This window comes from Pseudomonas sp. PA-4-8C (assembly GCF_021606625.1).
In the GTDB taxonomy this organism is placed as follows: domain Bacteria; phylum Pseudomonadota; class Gammaproteobacteria; order Pseudomonadales; family Pseudomonadaceae; genus Aquipseudomonas; species Aquipseudomonas lactis.
This window is the reverse complement of sequence record NZ_WKCD01000120.1, coordinates 1-15,006: the sequence shown is the minus strand read 5'-3', so window position 1 is coordinate 15,006 and position 15,006 is coordinate 1. Positions and strand designations below refer to the sequence as shown.

Genomic DNA, 15,006 nt, shown 5'->3' with positions numbered 1-15,006 from the left:
TTGATAAATCTCTTCGCGATGCACGGCAACATCCTTTGGTGCGTTGATGCCGATTCGTACTTGCTGGCCGCTAACGCCCAGGATGGTGATCGTAATGTCATCACCGATGTTTATGCTTTCACCGACTTTGCGGGTGAGTATAAGCATGGACTTCTCCTTGAATTACTTTTAAGGACACATGTTTCAGACAGGGTAGGTGTCGGATGTGTGTAGCTTACTGCGAAGCGCTTCCCTGTGACTGCCTCTTTCTAGGACGCATAGAGGCGACATTAATTCCCATGGCGGTATCATACAGGTCGCGATACATGATTCGCATTGTTTAAGCCAACGTTTATGACGGCCAGAATAGACAGTGAATGGTAAAGTTGCCTCTTTGATCCTCAAAGGAGCAGGGCAGTGCGTAAAGTAGCGATGGCAATTATGGTGTTGGCGTTGGCCGGATGCGGTGAAGGTAAGTCGGTCGACGCCCCCAAGGCCAAGCCTGCCGTGACCGAAAGCCTGCCGCAAACCGGTGCGATTGCCGCTCAGGAATGGGATATACGGGTCGGCCCGCCGGACCATAAGCTGCAGGCGATCACCGACCTGACCGCCTGGTTGCTGGAACACGGATTCAATTTCTACATCGTGAAAGTCGACGGCAAGGATGAGGTGCTATTGGGCCCGTTCGCGACCAAAGCCGAGGCCGAGGCCAAGCAGGCGCTGCTGAACGAAAAAATGGCGCGGGCCAAGAAAACCGACACCGTGTCGGAGATTATCGAGCACAACGTCGCGCAGTAGCAGGCCAAGTGGGCGGGCACCCCGCCCACGTTCAGCCGCAGGCCTTCAGGTTGACCGGGCCGACGAACTCATTACCACGCCCCATCACGCAAGCCACGGTCTGGTTGCGCTGGCGCTCCCAGGTTTGCACCGGGTAGGTCTTGTTCCAGGCTTCATACAATTGCCGGTCCTGCTTCGACAGGCGCAGGCCGTATTGCTTGCTCATATAAAAATACGTGCGCGCGATCATTCCGCGAATGGACGGGCGCGGCATGACCTTCTTCGCCTTGAAGTCCACCTGGGTCAGGCATGAGCCGTACTGCCCGCTTTGCACCGGCAGCCAGCCAAAGCTGAAGTTGTTACGGTCGCCATTCACTTCGCCGATGCTCGGCACCAGGTTGTGCAGGTCTGCCTCGGCGCGCTTGAACACCTCATCATGGCGTGTGCAGTTTTTTCGCCCGCCGTTTTGCCAGCATTGGCGCAGATGCCCGATTTGCCAGGCCGGCACGATGTGTTCCCACTCAATGCGTGCGGCGCGGTTGGCGTTTTTACGCGGTATGTAACCGCAGGCTTTCAGGTTCACCCGGTTACCGGTGTATTTGCAGCCGCAATAGAATTCAGTGGATTGCGGCGCGTAGAGCTTCCAGGCGATTTTCTTGGCTTCGCTGAAGGTTCGAGGGGCCTGGGCGTTGGCGGTGACGGTGAAAAACAGACAGCACACAGCAATAAAACGGGCACTCATTGAATCAATCTTCCTTCGGCACAACCCAGAAAATCTGCACGCCACCGTCATCTCGATAGGCGAGGGTGACGTTGTCGTTTTCCGCAATCTCTTCCAGTAAACGTTGCCAATCGTTCTCCGGCTCATCGGGTAAACGGAAGATCAACGCTGCCTTGGCTTTCTGCGCGTTGGTCGAATTGATGATTTTTTGCACGCGAATGGCCAGGCGCTGATAGGCGTCAGGCGATGCAGGTGCTGCGGAAGAGGGCTTTGCCACAGAGCATTCCTTAATTGGCTGTACGCACATACAGTATTTAACTGTAGGCAATTTCGCAACTGCTTAAATCTCAAGAAGTTCGTCTGACAGCGAATCAGGAAGTTTGTTGAGAAGGGAAGGCAGGAACTGTAGGAGCGAGCTTGCTCGCGAAGAACGTTAACGATAACGCGTAAAGCCTGACTTAACGCGGCGCTATCAAGTTTTTCGCGAGCAAGCTCGCTCCTACGGGTGAATCAGCAGGGATCAGTACTCCCAGAAGATCCGTTGCAATTCTTTGCTGTCCTGGGTCTTGGTCAGGGCGACCATGGCCAGGATGCGGGCTTTCTGCGGGTTCAGGTCAAGGGCGGCGACCCAGTCGTATTTGTCGTCTGGCTGTTCGGCGTTACGCAGAACCATGCCACCGGCGTTGACGTGGGAAGAGCGAATGATCTGCACGCCTTGTTTACGCAGTTCCACCAGCGCTGGAACGACCTTGGACGATACCGAGCCATTGCCGGTACCGGCGTGAATGATCGCTTTGGCACCCGCTTGGGCCAGTGCTTTGTAGGCGGTGTCGCTCACGTTGCCGTAGCCGTAGGCAATTTCAACGTCAGGCAGGCTTTTGATGGTTTTGATGTCGAACTCAGAATCCATGGTGTGACGCTTGGCCGGCAGGCGGAACCAGTAGGATTTGCCTTCAACGACCATGCCCATTGGGCCCCATGGGCTCTTGAAGGCTTCGGTTTTGATGTTGATCATCTTGCTGACGTCGCGACCCGATTGGATCTCGTCGTTCATGGTCACCAGCACGCCTTTGCCGCGGGCTTCCTTGCTACCTGCGACCGCAACCGCGTTGTACAGGTTGAGCATGCCGTCTGCCGACATCGCGGTGCCTGGGCGCATGGAGCCGACCACCACGATAGGCTTGTCGGTTTTTTCTACCAAGTTCAGGAAGTAGGCGGTTTCTTCAAGGGTGTCGGTGCCGTGGGTGATCACGATGCCATCCACGTCCTTGTTGTCGGCCAGTTCGGCGACACGGCGACCCAGTTGCAGCAGGTTTTCGTTGTTGATGCTTTCCGACGCAATTTGCATCACTTGTTCGCCGCGAACATTGGCGATCTGGCTAAGCTCAGGAACGCCGGCGATCAGTTGTTCGATGCCGACTTTGGCTGCCTGGTAGGTGGCACTGTTGGCCGCACTGGCGCCGGCGCCAGCGATGGTACCGCCGGTGGCGAGGATGACCACGTTGGACAGTTTGGTCTTGCTTTCAACTTCCTTTGCCTGGGCGGCGACGGGGAATAGCAGCAGAAGGGCCAGGGCGCCCGGAATAACGTTCTTCAATGCAGATTTCATTATTTTTCTCTCTGGTTTTTGATGAGTGCTGTAGCAGGTTCATCTAGAACACCCGGGCGGTTCTGAACGCCGCGAGGTGCTGAGAAAGAGCAGGATTTGTACCAGGCTGAGCATGTTGGTATTTTTAAATTAACTTATTGATTTAAAACAATTTAAAGTGAGGTTTCGGTTTGATGGGGTTGGGCGCTGTCCGGCTTTCCGAACGAGAAGGGCTGTGGTGTTCGGTTGTCCGAAAGCGTTCACGATTTGTCCGGGCACCCTGTGTGATCATTCGCCACACAGCCTGTCGTTTCAGAGAACGGTCACAGAGGGCGATTTTGCTTAAACGTATCAGCTGTCAGTAGCTGAAGGATAAGCTTGGAGGGCGCCCATGAAAGGCTCGCTGCCATCGTTGACAAATCTCGACAAGGTTCTCATAGTTTGCTCAACGCAAACGTTTGCGAGATGTTTCACTGGGCCCTTAGGCACATCGTCACAGCTCGTATCAGCCGCCCAGGTGGGAGGGCTGCCGAAGGGGTCTTCGGTGCAAGCGTTGCTCACAATAATCATAAGATCGGAGTGAACCCATGAAGCTGCCATTTGCTGGACGTCTTCTTGCTGTTGCTGTGCTTGCTGCCGCATCCGCCGCTTTGCCTCTCTCTTCTGCATTTGCCGATGACGCTGCCAAAACGCCTACCGTGGGTTTGGTGATGAAGTCCCTTGCCAATGAGTTTTTCGTCACCATGACCGACGGTGCGAAGGACTACCAGAAAGCGCATCCTACAGAATTCAAGTTGATCTCCAACGGCATCAAGAACGAGACCGATACCAGCGCTCAGATCGCCATCGTCAACGAAATGATCAACGCCAAGGTCGATGCGCTTGTCATCGCTCCCGCCGACTCCAAGGCACTCGCCAGTGTGCTGAAGAAAGCTTCCGATGCCGGTATCAAGGTGGTCAACATCGACAACCGCCTGGACCCGGAAGTACTCAAAAGCAAAAACCTCGATATCCCGTTTGTAGGCCCGGATAACCGCAAAGGCTCCAAGCTGGTGGGTGACTACCTGGCCAAGCAGCTGGCTGCCGGTGACAAGGTCGGCATCATCGAGGGCGTACCCACTACCACCAATGCCCAGCAGCGTACCGCAGGTTTCAAGGATGCGATGGACGCGGCAGGCATGAAGATTGTTTCCACCCAATCCGGTAACTGGGAAATCGACCAAGGCAACAAGATCGCCGCAGCGATGCTGAGCGAAACGCCAGATATCAAGGCGCTGCTGGCCGGTAACGACAACATGGCCCTGGGCGCCGTCTCCGCCGTGCGTGCGGCAGGCAAGGCCGGCAAGGTGTTGGTGGTGGGTTACGACAACATTGACGCGATCAAACCAATGCTCAAGGACGGCCGCGTGTTGGCCACCGCTGACCAGGCCGCTGCCCAGCAAGCCGTGTTCGGTATCCAGAACGCGCTGAAGCTGGTCAAGGGTGAGAAAGTCGATGCCAAAGATGGCGTGATCGAAACCCCGGTCGAACTCGTCATCAAGCAGTAATCCTGGCAGTACCCAACAGCGCCCGCTCGTCCTGAGCGGGCGCCTGGAGATTTTCCTATGTCATCTTCCGCCCCGAACGCTGTCCTCTCGGTCAGCGGTATCGGTAAGACCTATGCCCAACCGGTTCTGTCCGACATCACCCTGACGCTTAATCGCGGGGAAGTGCTGGCGCTGACCGGTGAAAACGGCGCAGGCAAAAGTACCTTGTCGAAGATCATCGGCGGCCTGGTCACGCCCACCACAGGGCACATGCAATTCAATGGTCAGGATTACTGCCCTGCCAGCCGCACCCAGGCCGAAGCCTTGGGCGTGCGCATGGTTATGCAGGAACTCAACCTGCTGCCGACGCTGACCGTGGCTGAAAACCTGTTCCTGGATAACCTGCCAAGCCGCTGTGGCTGGATCAGCCGCAAACAGCTGCGCAAGGCCGCGATCGAAGCCATGGCCCAAGTCGGCCTGGACGCGATCGACCCGGACACGCTGGTGGGCAGCCTGGGCATTGGTCACCAGCAAATGGTCGAGATCGCCCGTAACCTGATCGGCGACTGCCATGTACTGATCCTCGACGAGCCCACGGCGATGCTTACTGCTCGTGAAGTCGAGATGCTGTTCGAACAAATCACGCGCCTGCAGGCTCGGGGCGTGGCGATCATTTATATTTCGCACCGGCTCGAAGAGTTGGCCCGTGTCGCCCAGCGCATTGCGGTATTGCGCGACGGCAAACTGGTCTGCGTCGAACCGATGGCCAACTACAACAGTGAGCAACTGGTGACCTTGATGGTCGGTCGCGAACTGGGCGAACACATTGACCTGGGCCCGCGCACCATCGGTGGCCCGGCCTTGACGGTGACGGGCCTGACCCGTTCGGACAAGGTTCGCGATGTGTCCTTTGAAGTGCGCGCCGGTGAAATCTATGGCATTTCCGGCCTGATTGGCGCCGGCCGCACCGAATTGCTGCGCCTGATCTTCGGCGCCGACCCGGCCGACAGCGGCACCGTGGCTTTGGGTTCGCCGGCCAAGGTGGTGAGCATTCGCTCGCCGGTGGACGCGGTCGGTCATGGTATTGCCCTGATCACCGAAGACCGCAAGGGCGAGGGCCTGCTGCTGACCCAGTCCATCAGCGCCAACATCGCCCTGGGCAACATGCCGGAAATTTCCGGCGGTGGCGTCGTCAACAGCCGCAACGAAACCGCTCTGGCCAAGCGCCAGATCGACGCCATGCGTATCCGCAGTTCCAGCCCGACGCAGCTGGTGTCCGAGCTGTCGGGTGGTAACCAGCAAAAGGTGGTAATTGGCCGCTGGTTGGAGCGCGATTGCGCGGTGATGCTGTTCGATGAGCCCACCCGCGGTATCGACGTCGGTGCCAAGTTCGACATCTATGCCTTGCTCGGTGAACTGACCCGCCAGGGCAAAGCGCTGGTGGTGGTGTCCAGTGACCTGCGTGAGCTGATGCTGATCTGTGACCGCATCGGCGTGTTGTCTGCCGGGCGCCTGATCGAGACCTTCGAGCGTGACAGCTGGACCCAGGACGAATTGCTCGCCGCCGCCTTTGCCGGCTATCAGAAGCGTGATGCGCTGCTCAACGAAGCCGCGCCTAGGAATACCCCATGAAAACAAGCATTTCCCCCGGTAAAACTGGCGGCAACTTCTATGGCCTGGGTACCTACCTGGGGCTGGCAGGTGCCTTGCTGGCGATGATTGCGCTGTTCTCGCTGCTCAGCGATCACTTCCTGTCCTATGACACCTTCAGCACCCTGGCCAACCAGATTCCGGACCTGATGGTGCTGGCGGTGGGCATGACCTTCATCCTGATCATTGGCGGCATCGACCTGTCCGTGGGCTCGGTACTGGCATTGGCGGCCTCGGCGGTCAGTGTGGCGATCCTGGGTTGGGGCTGGAGCGTGTTGCCCGCTGCTCTGTTGGGCATGGGCTGCGCGGCGTTGGCCGGCACTATCACAGGTTCCATTACGGTGGCCTGGCGTATTCCTTCATTTATCGTATCCCTCGGCGTGCTGGAGATGGCCCGCGGCGTGGCCTACCAGATGACGGGCTCGCGCACCGCTTATATCGGTGACTCGTTTGCCTGGCTGTCCAACCCGATTGCCTTCGGTATTTCCCCCTCGTTTATCATCGCGCTGCTGGTGATCATCGCGGCCCAGTTGGTACTGACCCGTACGGTCTTCGGTCGTTACCTGATCGGCATCGGCACCAACGAAGAAGCGGTGCGCCTGGCGGGCATCAATCCCAAGCCTTACAAGATCCTGGTGTTCAGCCTGATGGGGCTGTTGGCCGGTGTGGCGGCGTTGTTTCAGATTTCGCGTCTGGAAGCGGCGGACCCGAATGCCGGTTCGGGCCTGGAGCTGCAAGTGATCGCCGCCGTGGTGATCGGTGGCACCAGCCTGATGGGCGGGCGTGGCTCGGTCATCAGTACGTTCTTCGGCGTGTTGATCATTTCGGTCTTGGCCGCCGGGCTGGCGCAGATCGGCGCGACGGAACCGACTAAACGCATCATTACCGGTGCTGTGATCGTGATCGCCGTGGTCCTCGACACTTACCGCAGCCAGCGCGCCAGTCGGCGGGGCTGAGCCATGGCAACGATCAAGGATGTGGCAGCGCTTGCAGGTATTTCCTACACCACCGTGTCCCATGTGGTGAACAAGACGCGCCCAGTCAGCGAGCCGGTACGCATCAAGGTCGAGGCGGCGATCAAGCAGTTGGACTACGTGCCCAGTGCCGTCGCACGCTCGCTCAAGGCCAAGACCACGGCCACCATTGGGCTGCTGGTGCCCAACAGCCTCAACCCGTATTTTGCCGAGCTGGCTCGGGGTATCGAGGATTACTGCGAGCGTAATGGCTATTGCGTGATCCTCTGCAACTCGGATGACGACGCAGAGAAACAGCGCAGTTATTTGCGCGTGTTGTTGGAAAAGCGCGTCGACGGCTTGATCGTGACATCCGTGGGCGGTGACGACAGTGGCCTTGCCGCAGGCTTGAGTGCAGTGCGCACGCCCATGGTGATTGTCGACCGGGCGCTGGATGGGATCGATGTGGACCTGGTGCGCATCGATCACGAGGAGGGCGCTTACCTGGCGACCCGGCACTTGCTGGAATTGGGGCACCGGGACATCGCCTGTATCGGCGGCCCGGGGCATACCCGCGTGGCGCAGATGCGCCTGGCGGGTTACCAGCGTGCATTGCGCGAGGCGGGCATCGAGGTGTTGGCCAGTCGTACCCTGGAAAGCGATTTCACCAGCACGGGCGGTTATGCCGCAGCCGTACAGTTATTATCGCAACACCCGCCCAGCGCGATTTTCGCCAGCAACGATATGATCGGGTTTGGCGTGCTGCGCGCCGCTGCCGAGCGCAATGTGCGGGTGCCGGGCGAGCTGTCGGTCATCGGTTTCGATGACATTCAGATGGGGCGCTACGTCTACCCGGCGCTGACGACGGTCGGCCAGTCGATCCTGCAATTGGGTGAGACGGCAGCCGAATTATTACTGCAACGAATAGCAACACCCCAACTGCCGATCGATCAACGTATCGTGACGCCCAGTATTGTTTTGCGTGAGTCGACCGCGCCATTGGCTGATGTGTTCGCCCAATACCGCTGAACCGAATTGATGAGTACTGATGTATGCCAGCAAAAGTAGTGGTAATAGGCAGCTTGAACATGGATCTGGTCACCCGCGCCAGTCGCTTGCCGCGTGCCGGTGAAACCCTGATCGGCCAGACATTTTCCACTGTGCCCGGTGGCAAGGGCGCCAACCAGGCCGTCGCCTCGGCACGCCTGGGGGCGAGTGTCGCCATGGTGGGGTGCATCGGTACCGACGCCTATGGTAGCCAATTGCGCGATGCGCTGTTGGTGGAAGGGATCGATTGCCAGGCCGTCAGCACGGTGGACGGCTCCAGCGGTGTGGCGTTGATCGTGGTCGATGACAGCAGCCAGAACGCCATCGTCATTGTGGCCGGCAGCAACGGTGAGCTGACGCCTGCGTCGCTGCGAACGTGCGACGCTGTGCTCCAGGCGGCAGATGTGATCATCTGTCAGCTTGAGGTGCCAATGGAGACCGTTGGGTATGCGCTCCAGCGGGGGCGCGAACTGGGCAAGACGGTCATTCTCAATCCGGCCCCGGCAAGCGGGCCGTTGCCCGCTGATTGGTATGCCTCGATCGATTATCTGATCCCCAATGAAAGCGAGGCCAGCGCCCTGAGCGGCGTGACGGTCGACTCCCTCGACAGCGCCAAGGTCGCCGCGACCGCGCTGATCAAAGCGGGCGCCGGTAAGGTCATCATCACCCTGGGCGCCCAGGGCGCGCTGTTTGCCGACGGCAAGAGCTTTGAGCACCTGGTGGCGCCGAAGGTCAAGGCGGTGGATACCACCGCTGCTGGCGATACCTTTGTCGGTGGCTTTGCCGCCGCGCTGGCCGCGGGCCAGAGCGAAGCCCGGGCGATCCGTTTTGGCCAGGTGGCGGCGGCGTTGTCAGTGACCCGCGCCGGCGCTCAGCCTTCCATTCCTACGCTGCACGACGTACAAGGTTTTGTGCCCGCATGAAAAAGACCCCTTTGCTGAATATCGCCCTGTCGCGCGTGATCGCGTCCCTGGGCCATGGCGACATCCTGGTCATCGGCGATGCCGGCCTGCCGGTGCCTCCCGGCGTCGAACTGATCGACCTGGCCCTGACCCAAGGCATCCCGGACTTCATCAGCACCTTGCGCATCGTGCTTAGCGAAATGCAGGTGGAAAGCCATGTTCTGGCAGAAGAGATCCTGCTGAAACAACCGCCCGCGCTGACCGCGCTAAATGCGCTCACAGAGCAGGCTGAACTGGGCGAACGACGCCTGCTCAGCCATGACCAATTCAAGCAATTGAGCCGCAATGCCCGCGCCGTGGTGCGCACTGGCGAGTGCCAGCCGTATTGCAATATCGCGCTGGTGTCCGGCGTAACGTTCTAGCGTCCCCCCCCAATGACAAGGAGTGCTTTATGCAACGTGGTCTACCTACCCTGAAAAACCTGTTCCGGAGTGTTCTGCTTTTGTCCGCGCTCACTGCTGCAAGCGCCCAAGCGGCGGAAAAAATCGACCTGATCATCGATACCGACCCGGGTGCCGACGATGTGGTGGCCTTGCTGTTCGCCATGGCTTCGCCGCAGGAACTGAGTATTCGTGCGCTGACCACCGTGGCCGGCAATGTGCGCCTGGACAAGACTTCCCGCAACGCGCGCCTGGCGCGCGAGTGGGCAGGGCGCGAGGACATCCCGGTGTACGCCGGTGCGCCAGCGCCGCTGCTGCGCAAACCGATCTACGCCGAGAACATCCATGGCAAGGAAGGCATTTCGGGCGTCACGGTGCATGAACCGAAAAAAGGCCTGGCCGAAGGCAATGCGGTCGACTACCTGATCAAAACCCTGAGCAGCGCCAAGCCGCACAGCATCACCATCGCCATGCTCGGCCCACAGACCAACCTGGCACTGGCACTGACCCAGGCGCCCGAAATCACCCAGGGCATCAAGGAAGTGGTCGTGATGGGCGGCGCGCACTTCAATGGTGGCAATATCACCCCTGTGGCTGAGTTCAACCTGTTCGCCGATCCGCTGGCGGCTGAGATCGTGCTCAAAAGCGGGGTGAAGTTGACCTACCTGCCGTTGGACGTGACCCATAAAGTCCTCACCAGCGACGCCCGCCTGAAAAAGATTGCGGACCTGAACAACAATGCGAGCAAGGTGGTCAGCAGTATTCTGAATGAGTACGTCAAAGGCGATATGGAGCACTACGGCATTCCGGGTGGCCCGGTCCATGACGCTACCGTGGTGGCGTATCTGCTCAAGCCTTCGCTGTTCAGCGGCCGTGAGGCCAACATGGTGGTCGACAGCCGCGAAGGCCCGACCTTCGGCCAGACCATCGTCGATTGGTACGACGGCCTAAAGCAGCCCAAGAATGTGTTCTGGGTTGAGAATGGCGACGCGCAGGGCTTCTTCGATTTGCTGACCGAGCGACTGGCACGTCTGAAGTAAGGTGTTTTACCGGGCGGCGCTCGTCGCCCGGTTCTATTCGCGCTCTTGGGCGCCCATGTAGTCGGCCGGGTATTTCTCGAATATCTGGCCAATGAACGCTTGCGCCGCCTGGGTGCCCAGTTCCTTGACCAACAGGTCGATACCAATGATCGCCAGTTCTTCCGGGCTTCCGGGGCTGTAGGAACTTTGCCCTTGGGGCCACTTGGCTTTGATGTCGGCTTGAAGCGTTACGGTGGTCATGGAAATCTCACGGGCTGAAAATGCGTGGTAATGCACTGGAACGCCGTTCCAGAGGGGCGCAGTTAAGCATTTTGTACGGCGTTTGGCACTGCTACTTAGGCATGACGCAGAGGCTGTGCGACACTGTCGGCCTGTTAAATGGCCGGGAAACACCGCGTGCAAATCGATTTGAGCAAGCTCGACAACCTGACGCTGGAGGCTGTGCGCCAAATGCTTGGCAGCGCCAGTGACGACGAACATACCCAGCTGCGGGTGACCAAAAAAGGCGTCGCCTACATTTCTTCCGGCGTAGTCGGGGGGGCTGATATCGATGGCCTGCTGTTTCGCCTGGAGACCTGGGCCAAGGGTTCCGGTTATGTCGGTCTCGTGGCGGCCAGTGACGAAGTTTGGGTCATGCAGATTTTTAACGCACTGAAGCAGAATTGGCCTACAGCGACGTCAGACTATATCGACATCTACTAAGGGCGTTCATATCTAGTCACGATTGACAGGGCGCTTGCCAGCAGTGAGTCAGGCAGACTTGCCCACCAGCGGTTAACGTCTTGAAACCAATCGCTTTGACTGCTGTCGCACGATCTCTGTCCACTTTTTATCATAGGAGGCTTCATGCCTTGGAAGCTCGCATCATTCGGTACTTTGTTGGCTGCGCTCGCGTTGGCGGGTTGCAGCACCCCGGGTGCCTCTGAGCCAGGCAAAGCTGCCACTGCGACCGATGCCGGTCATAGCCGCTGTGAGTCGAAGGCTGCAGAGTTCGCCATCGGCCAGAAAGCCTCGCCTCAATTGCTGGAACAGGCCCGCACGCGTGCCGGCGCGCAGAATGCACGCATTCTCAAACCCAATGACATGATCACGCTGGAGTATCGCTCCGACCGCTTGAACCTGAACACCGACAACAACCTGGTGATCAACCGGGTTAACTGCGGCTGATGCGGCTTTTGCATCACCCATAAAAAACCCCGTCACATGGACGGGGTTTTTTTTAGCTCAGCGGAGAATTACTCGCCGCGAACCTGTGCAGCTTGCATACCCTTTTGGCCTTTCTCAGCCACGAAGGAAACGGTTTGGCCTTCTTTCAGGCTTTTGAAACCGTCGCTTTCGATAGCTTTGAAGTGTACGAACAAGTCGTCACCGCCACCTGTAGGAGTGATGAAGCCGAAGCCTTTTTCATCGTTGAACCATTTAACGGTGCCGGTTTGGCGATTAGACATGGTGTATCTCCAAGAAACATATATTTTCAGTAGTGCTGTGCTGCTCAGGCCAACTGGGCACACCGGGCTATCATAGTCGAAATGTTCGGCTTGGGAGCCCCCCCAAGGCACTGTTTGCTAATCAATCGCTTTGCGTTTGATCCATCATTGGGCTGAAAGCCCCTATTTACGGGGCTTTGCGACGACATATCAGCTATTAAAAAAAGCCGTAAAACCTGCATAATTTGTGCGAAATGGCAGTTTTCAGGCTGTTTTTCCAGCGAAATGGCCGTCGAATCGTCAGCCAATCTTACTTTTTCTTCACCACTTTGCAGGACGAAATAGCCGCGACCGCTTTGTTTTTAAGCTCCGGGCTGGCGTTCTGGTTGGTCATCAATTCCTTGATCTCGGCAGTGCTCAATTCGGCATTGATCTTGTCGGCGCCACATTCACAGTGGACTTTGGCAGTTTTGACGTCCACGTTCTGGCTGGCGGCGGCACTGCAGTCGTTGACGAAGGCGTCACGGGCGCCGGCTGGCCAGTTGGAAGGGGCTGCAGCGTGCGCGCCGAGGGAAAGGAGGCTCAGGGTAGCGGCGACAGCGAGGGTAGAGGTAAAACGCATCATGGGGATGCTCCTTTGGGTCGAGGACGAACGGCGATTCTCAGTGGCTTTGAGGCCCTACGTACAGCTCAAGTTCACTTTCACAGCTATAAAGCCATGAATTGCTCTTTACCCAACGCTTGGCCGACGCGATGACCGTTCATCTGTGCTAGCATCCTTGCCTGGCTATTTCCGGCGCGCCATTTGCCGCCTTGCCAGGTTCTTTTTGTTCACTCCAGTCACTCTGGTTCGATTATCGGTTGGCCGAAAGGCTCCTGCCGCTGTAAGGCAGGCGTTCATTATTGAACGGCCTGGTGTTGGATCTTGTACTGGCTCATCCCAACCCACGTGACCTTTGGTAGGGGTCACCACTAGGAGAGGAGGCGCCATGCCAACTATTACTCTTCCCGACGGCAGTCAACGTTCATTCGATCATCCGGTTTCCGTAGCCGAGGTCGCCGCATCCATTGGTGCAGGCCTGGCCAAGGCCACCGTGGCCGGCAAGGTCGACGGCAAGCTGGTTGACGCCAGCGACCTGATCACCAGCGACGCCAGCCTGCAAATCATCACGCCCAAGGATCAAGAGGGGCTGGAGATCATTCGCCACTCTTGCGCGCACTTGATTGGCCATGCGGTCAAGCAACTGTACCCAACCGCCAAGATGGTGATCGGCCCGGTCATTGAAGAAGGCTTCTATTACGACATCGCCTATGAGCGTCCTTTTACTCCGGACGACCTGGCGGCCATCGAGCAGCGCATGCACGCGCTGATCGAAAAAGATTACGACGTCATCAAGAAAGTCACCCCGCGTGCCGAAGTGATCGACGTGTTTACCGCGCGTGGCGAGGACTACAAACTGCGTCTGGTGGAAGACATGCCGGACGAGCAGGCCATGGGCCTGTACTACCACGAAGAATATGTCGACATGTGCCGTGGCCCGCACGTGCCGAACACGCGCTTTCTCAAGTCGTTCAAGCTGACCAAGCTGTCCGGTGCCTACTGGCGCGGTGATGCGAAGAACGAACAACTGCAACGGATCTACGGCACGGCCTGGGCTGACAAGAAGCAGCTGGCCGCCTACATCCAGCGCATCGAAGAAGCCGAAAAACGCGACCACCGCAAGATCGGCAAGCGCCTGAACCTGTTCCACCTTCAGGAAGAAGCGCCGGGCATGGTGTTCTGGCATCCGAATGGCTGGACCCTGTACCAAGTGCTTGAGCAGTACATGCGCAAGGTGCAGCGCGAAAACGGCTACCTGGAGATCAAGACCCCGCAAGTGGTTGATCGCAGCCTGTGGGAGAAATCCGGGCACTGGGCCAACTACGCCGACAACATGTTCACCACCCAGTCGGAAAACCGCGACTACGCCATCAAGCCGATGAACTGCCCGTGCCACGTGCAGGTCTTCAACCAGGGCCTGAAGAGCTACCGCGAGTTGCCGATGCGCCTGGCCGAGTTTGGTGCCTGCCACCGTAACGAGCCATCGGGTGCGTTGCACGGCATCATGCGTGTGCGCGGCTTCACCCAGGATGACGCCCATATCTTCTGCACCGAAGAGCAGATGCAGGCCGAGTCCGCAGCGTTTATCAAGCTGACCATGGACGTTTATCGCGATTTCGGCTTTACCGACGTCGAGATGAAGCTGTCCACTCGTCCGGAAAAGCGCGTCGGTTCCGACGAGCTGTGGGATCGCGCCGAAGCGGCACTGGCCGCAGCGCTGGATAGTGCGGGCCTTGCGTACGATCTGCAGCCGGGTGAGGGCGCCTTCTACGGTCCGAAGATCGAGTTCTCGCTCAAAGATTGCCTTGGCCGTGTCTGGCAGTGTGGTACCCTGCAGCTCGATTTTAACCTGCCGATCCGTCTGGGAGCCGAATACGTCTCCGAAGACAACAGCCGTAAACACCCGGTTATGCTGCACCGGGCGATCCTCGGCTCGTTCGAACGGTTCGTCGGTATCCTGATCGAGCACTACGAGGGCGCGTTCCCTGCGTGGCTGGCTCCGACCCAGGCAGTGATCATGAATATCACTGATAAACAGGCAGATTTTGCCGCTGAAGTTGAAAAAACTCTCAACGAAAGCGGGTTTCGTGCCAAGTCCGACTTGAGAAATGAAAAGATCGGCTTTAAAATCCGCGAGCATACCTTGCTCAAGGTTCCCTATCTCTTGGTTATCGGAGATCGGGAAGTCGAGATGCAGACTGTCGCTGTGCGTACTCGTGAAGGTGCTGACCTGGGCTCGATGCCCGTCGCCCAGTTCGCTGAGTTCCTCGCGCAAGCGGTTTCCCGGCGTGGTCGCCCAGATTCGGAGTAATTATTATTAAGCGTGAAATGAGACAAGATAAACGAGCTGCACCG

18 protein-coding genes are annotated in these 15,006 nt (G+C 58.3%); 11 read left to right on the top strand and 7 right to left on the bottom strand.

Annotated elements, in window-relative coordinates; genetic code table 11:
* A partial coding sequence (gene csrA / locus GIW04_RS17880; protein ID WP_236479090.1) for a carbon storage regulator CsrA occupies positions 1–147 on the bottom strand: 147 nt, incomplete at its 3' end.
* 249 nt (positions 148–396) lie between these two features.
* Between csrA and GIW04_RS17875 the strand changes: the two genes are divergently transcribed.
* Positions 397–777, top strand: coding sequence for a sporulation protein (locus tag GIW04_RS17875; RefSeq protein WP_034135974.1), 381 nt, complete (start codon positions 397–399; stop codon positions 775–777).
* Positions 778–808: 31 nt separating this feature from the next.
* On the opposite strand, the gene GIW04_RS17870 is transcribed toward GIW04_RS17875, so the two are convergent.
* The 3 genes from GIW04_RS17870 to GIW04_RS17860 form a co-directional block, all read right to left on the bottom strand.
* Entirely contained in the window at positions 809–1,498 is a 690-nt protein-coding gene (locus tag GIW04_RS17870) for an endonuclease (protein WP_003192508.1), read from the bottom strand.
* A 4-nt stretch (positions 1,499–1,502) separates the two neighbouring features.
* A complete protein-coding gene (locus tag GIW04_RS17865; RefSeq protein ID WP_003192507.1) occupies positions 1,503–1,754 on the bottom strand; it encodes a DUF1654 domain-containing protein in 252 nt (83 codons plus the stop codon).
* Positions 1,755–1,997: 243 nt separating this feature from the next.
* Positions 1,998–3,086 (bottom strand): asparaginase, encoded by a 1,089-nt coding sequence (locus tag GIW04_RS17860; protein ID WP_032896200.1) that lies wholly within the window; start codon positions 3,084–3,086, stop codon positions 1,998–2,000.
* Between the two features lie 566 nt (positions 3,087–3,652).
* On the opposite strand from GIW04_RS17860, the gene GIW04_RS17855 reads away from it, so the two are divergent.
* The 7 genes from GIW04_RS17855 to GIW04_RS17825 are packed head-to-tail and all read left to right on the top strand — an operon-like array spanning position 3,653 to position 10,623.
* Positions 3,653–4,612, top strand: coding sequence for a sugar ABC transporter substrate-binding protein (locus GIW04_RS17855; RefSeq protein WP_003192504.1), 960 nt, complete (start codon positions 3,653–3,655; stop codon positions 4,610–4,612).
* Positions 4,613–4,669: 57 nt separating this feature from the next.
* Positions 4,670–6,223, top strand: coding sequence for a sugar ABC transporter ATP-binding protein (locus GIW04_RS17850; protein WP_003192503.1), 1,554 nt, complete (start codon positions 4,670–4,672; stop codon positions 6,221–6,223).
* Positions 6,220–7,197 (top strand): ABC transporter permease, encoded by a 978-nt coding sequence (locus GIW04_RS17845; protein WP_057711695.1) that lies wholly within the window; start codon positions 6,220–6,222, stop codon positions 7,195–7,197. Before GIW04_RS17850 ends, GIW04_RS17845 begins: the two co-directional genes overlap by 4 nt.
* A gap of 3 nt (positions 7,198–7,200) precedes the next feature.
* Positions 7,201–8,223 carry a LacI family DNA-binding transcriptional regulator gene (locus GIW04_RS17840; protein ID WP_003192500.1) on the top strand — a complete coding sequence of 341 codons (1,023 nt, stop codon included), beginning with the start codon at positions 7,201–7,203 and terminating at the stop codon, positions 8,221–8,223.
* Between the two features lie 23 nt (positions 8,224–8,246).
* On the top strand, positions 8,247–9,164 hold the full coding sequence (rbsK, locus tag GIW04_RS17835) for a ribokinase (RefSeq protein WP_034135970.1): 918 nt from the start codon (positions 8,247–8,249) through the stop codon (positions 9,162–9,164).
* Positions 9,161–9,565, top strand: coding sequence for a D-ribose pyranase (rbsD, locus tag GIW04_RS17830; RefSeq protein WP_003192498.1), 405 nt, complete (start codon positions 9,161–9,163; stop codon positions 9,563–9,565). Before rbsK ends, rbsD begins: the two co-directional genes overlap by 4 nt.
* Before the next feature lie 29 nt (positions 9,566–9,594).
* A complete protein-coding gene (locus GIW04_RS17825; RefSeq protein WP_034135969.1) occupies positions 9,595–10,623 on the top strand; it encodes a nucleoside hydrolase in 1,029 nt (342 codons plus the stop codon).
* A 33-nt stretch (positions 10,624–10,656) separates the two neighbouring features.
* Here the strand turns inward: GIW04_RS17825 and GIW04_RS17820 are convergent, their stop codons facing one another.
* Complete coding sequence (locus tag GIW04_RS17820) at positions 10,657–10,863, bottom strand: hypothetical protein (RefSeq protein ID WP_003192496.1); 207 nt, start codon at positions 10,861–10,863, stop codon at positions 10,657–10,659.
* A gap of 156 nt (positions 10,864–11,019) precedes the next feature.
* Here GIW04_RS17820 and GIW04_RS17815 point away from each other — a divergent pair, with 156 nt between their 5' ends.
* On the top strand, positions 11,020–11,325 hold the full coding sequence (locus GIW04_RS17815; RefSeq protein WP_003192495.1) for a hypothetical protein: 306 nt from the start codon (positions 11,020–11,022) through the stop codon (positions 11,323–11,325).
* A gap of 144 nt (positions 11,326–11,469) precedes the next feature.
* Entirely contained in the window at positions 11,470–11,790 is a 321-nt protein-coding gene (locus GIW04_RS17810) for an I78 family peptidase inhibitor (RefSeq protein WP_003192494.1), read from the top strand.
* Positions 11,791–11,858: 68 nt separating this feature from the next.
* On the opposite strand, the gene GIW04_RS17805 is transcribed toward GIW04_RS17810, so the two are convergent.
* Together GIW04_RS17805 and GIW04_RS17800 are read right to left on the bottom strand one after the other, a co-directional pair.
* Complete coding sequence (locus GIW04_RS17805) at positions 11,859–12,071, bottom strand: cold-shock protein (RefSeq protein ID WP_003192493.1); 213 nt, start codon at positions 12,069–12,071, stop codon at positions 11,859–11,861.
* Between the two features lie 289 nt (positions 12,072–12,360).
* Entirely contained in the window at positions 12,361–12,675 is a 315-nt protein-coding gene (locus GIW04_RS17800) for a hypothetical protein (RefSeq protein ID WP_120248910.1), read from the bottom strand.
* 364 nt (positions 12,676–13,039) lie between these two features.
* On the opposite strand from GIW04_RS17800, the gene thrS reads away from it, so the two are divergent.
* Positions 13,040–14,962, top strand: coding sequence for a threonine--tRNA ligase (gene thrS / locus GIW04_RS17795; RefSeq protein WP_054898317.1), 1,923 nt, complete (start codon positions 13,040–13,042; stop codon positions 14,960–14,962).
* The last annotated feature ends 44 nt before the right edge of the window (positions 14,963–15,006 follow it).

What these genes read in the sequence shown, in the direction of transcription:
- GIW04_RS17870 (WP_003192508.1), bottom strand. Translation starts at nt 1,498, where the DNA reads ATGAGTGCCCGTTTTATTGCTGTGTGCTGTCTGTTTTTCACCGTCACC.
- GIW04_RS17860 (WP_032896200.1), bottom strand. Translation starts at nt 3,086, where the DNA reads ATGAAATCTGCATTGAAGAACGTTATTCCGGGCGCCCTGGCCCTTCTG.
- GIW04_RS17855 (WP_003192504.1), top strand. Translation starts at nt 3,653, where the DNA reads ATGAAGCTGCCATTTGCTGGACGTCTTCTTGCTGTTGCTGTGCTTGCT.
- GIW04_RS17850 (WP_003192503.1), top strand. Translation starts at nt 4,670, where the DNA reads ATGTCATCTTCCGCCCCGAACGCTGTCCTCTCGGTCAGCGGTATCGGT.
- GIW04_RS17845 (WP_057711695.1), top strand. Translation starts at nt 6,220, where the DNA reads ATGAAAACAAGCATTTCCCCCGGTAAAACTGGCGGCAACTTCTATGGC.
- GIW04_RS17840 (WP_003192500.1), top strand. Translation starts at nt 7,201, where the DNA reads ATGGCAACGATCAAGGATGTGGCAGCGCTTGCAGGTATTTCCTACACC.
- rbsK (WP_034135970.1), top strand. Translation starts at nt 8,247, where the DNA reads ATGCCAGCAAAAGTAGTGGTAATAGGCAGCTTGAACATGGATCTGGTC.
- rbsD (WP_003192498.1), top strand. Translation starts at nt 9,161, where the DNA reads ATGAAAAAGACCCCTTTGCTGAATATCGCCCTGTCGCGCGTGATCGCG.
- GIW04_RS17825 (WP_034135969.1), top strand. Translation starts at nt 9,595, where the DNA reads ATGCAACGTGGTCTACCTACCCTGAAAAACCTGTTCCGGAGTGTTCTG.
- GIW04_RS17820 (WP_003192496.1), bottom strand. Translation starts at nt 10,863, where the DNA reads ATGACCACCGTAACGCTTCAAGCCGACATCAAAGCCAAGTGGCCCCAA.
- GIW04_RS17810 (WP_003192494.1), top strand. Translation starts at nt 11,470, where the DNA reads ATGCCTTGGAAGCTCGCATCATTCGGTACTTTGTTGGCTGCGCTCGCG.
- GIW04_RS17805 (WP_003192493.1), bottom strand. Translation starts at nt 12,071, where the DNA reads ATGTCTAATCGCCAAACCGGCACCGTTAAATGGTTCAACGATGAAAAA.
- GIW04_RS17800 (WP_120248910.1), bottom strand. Translation starts at nt 12,675, where the DNA reads ATGATGCGTTTTACCTCTACCCTCGCTGTCGCCGCTACCCTGAGCCTC.
- thrS (WP_054898317.1), top strand. Translation starts at nt 13,040, where the DNA reads ATGCCAACTATTACTCTTCCCGACGGCAGTCAACGTTCATTCGATCAT.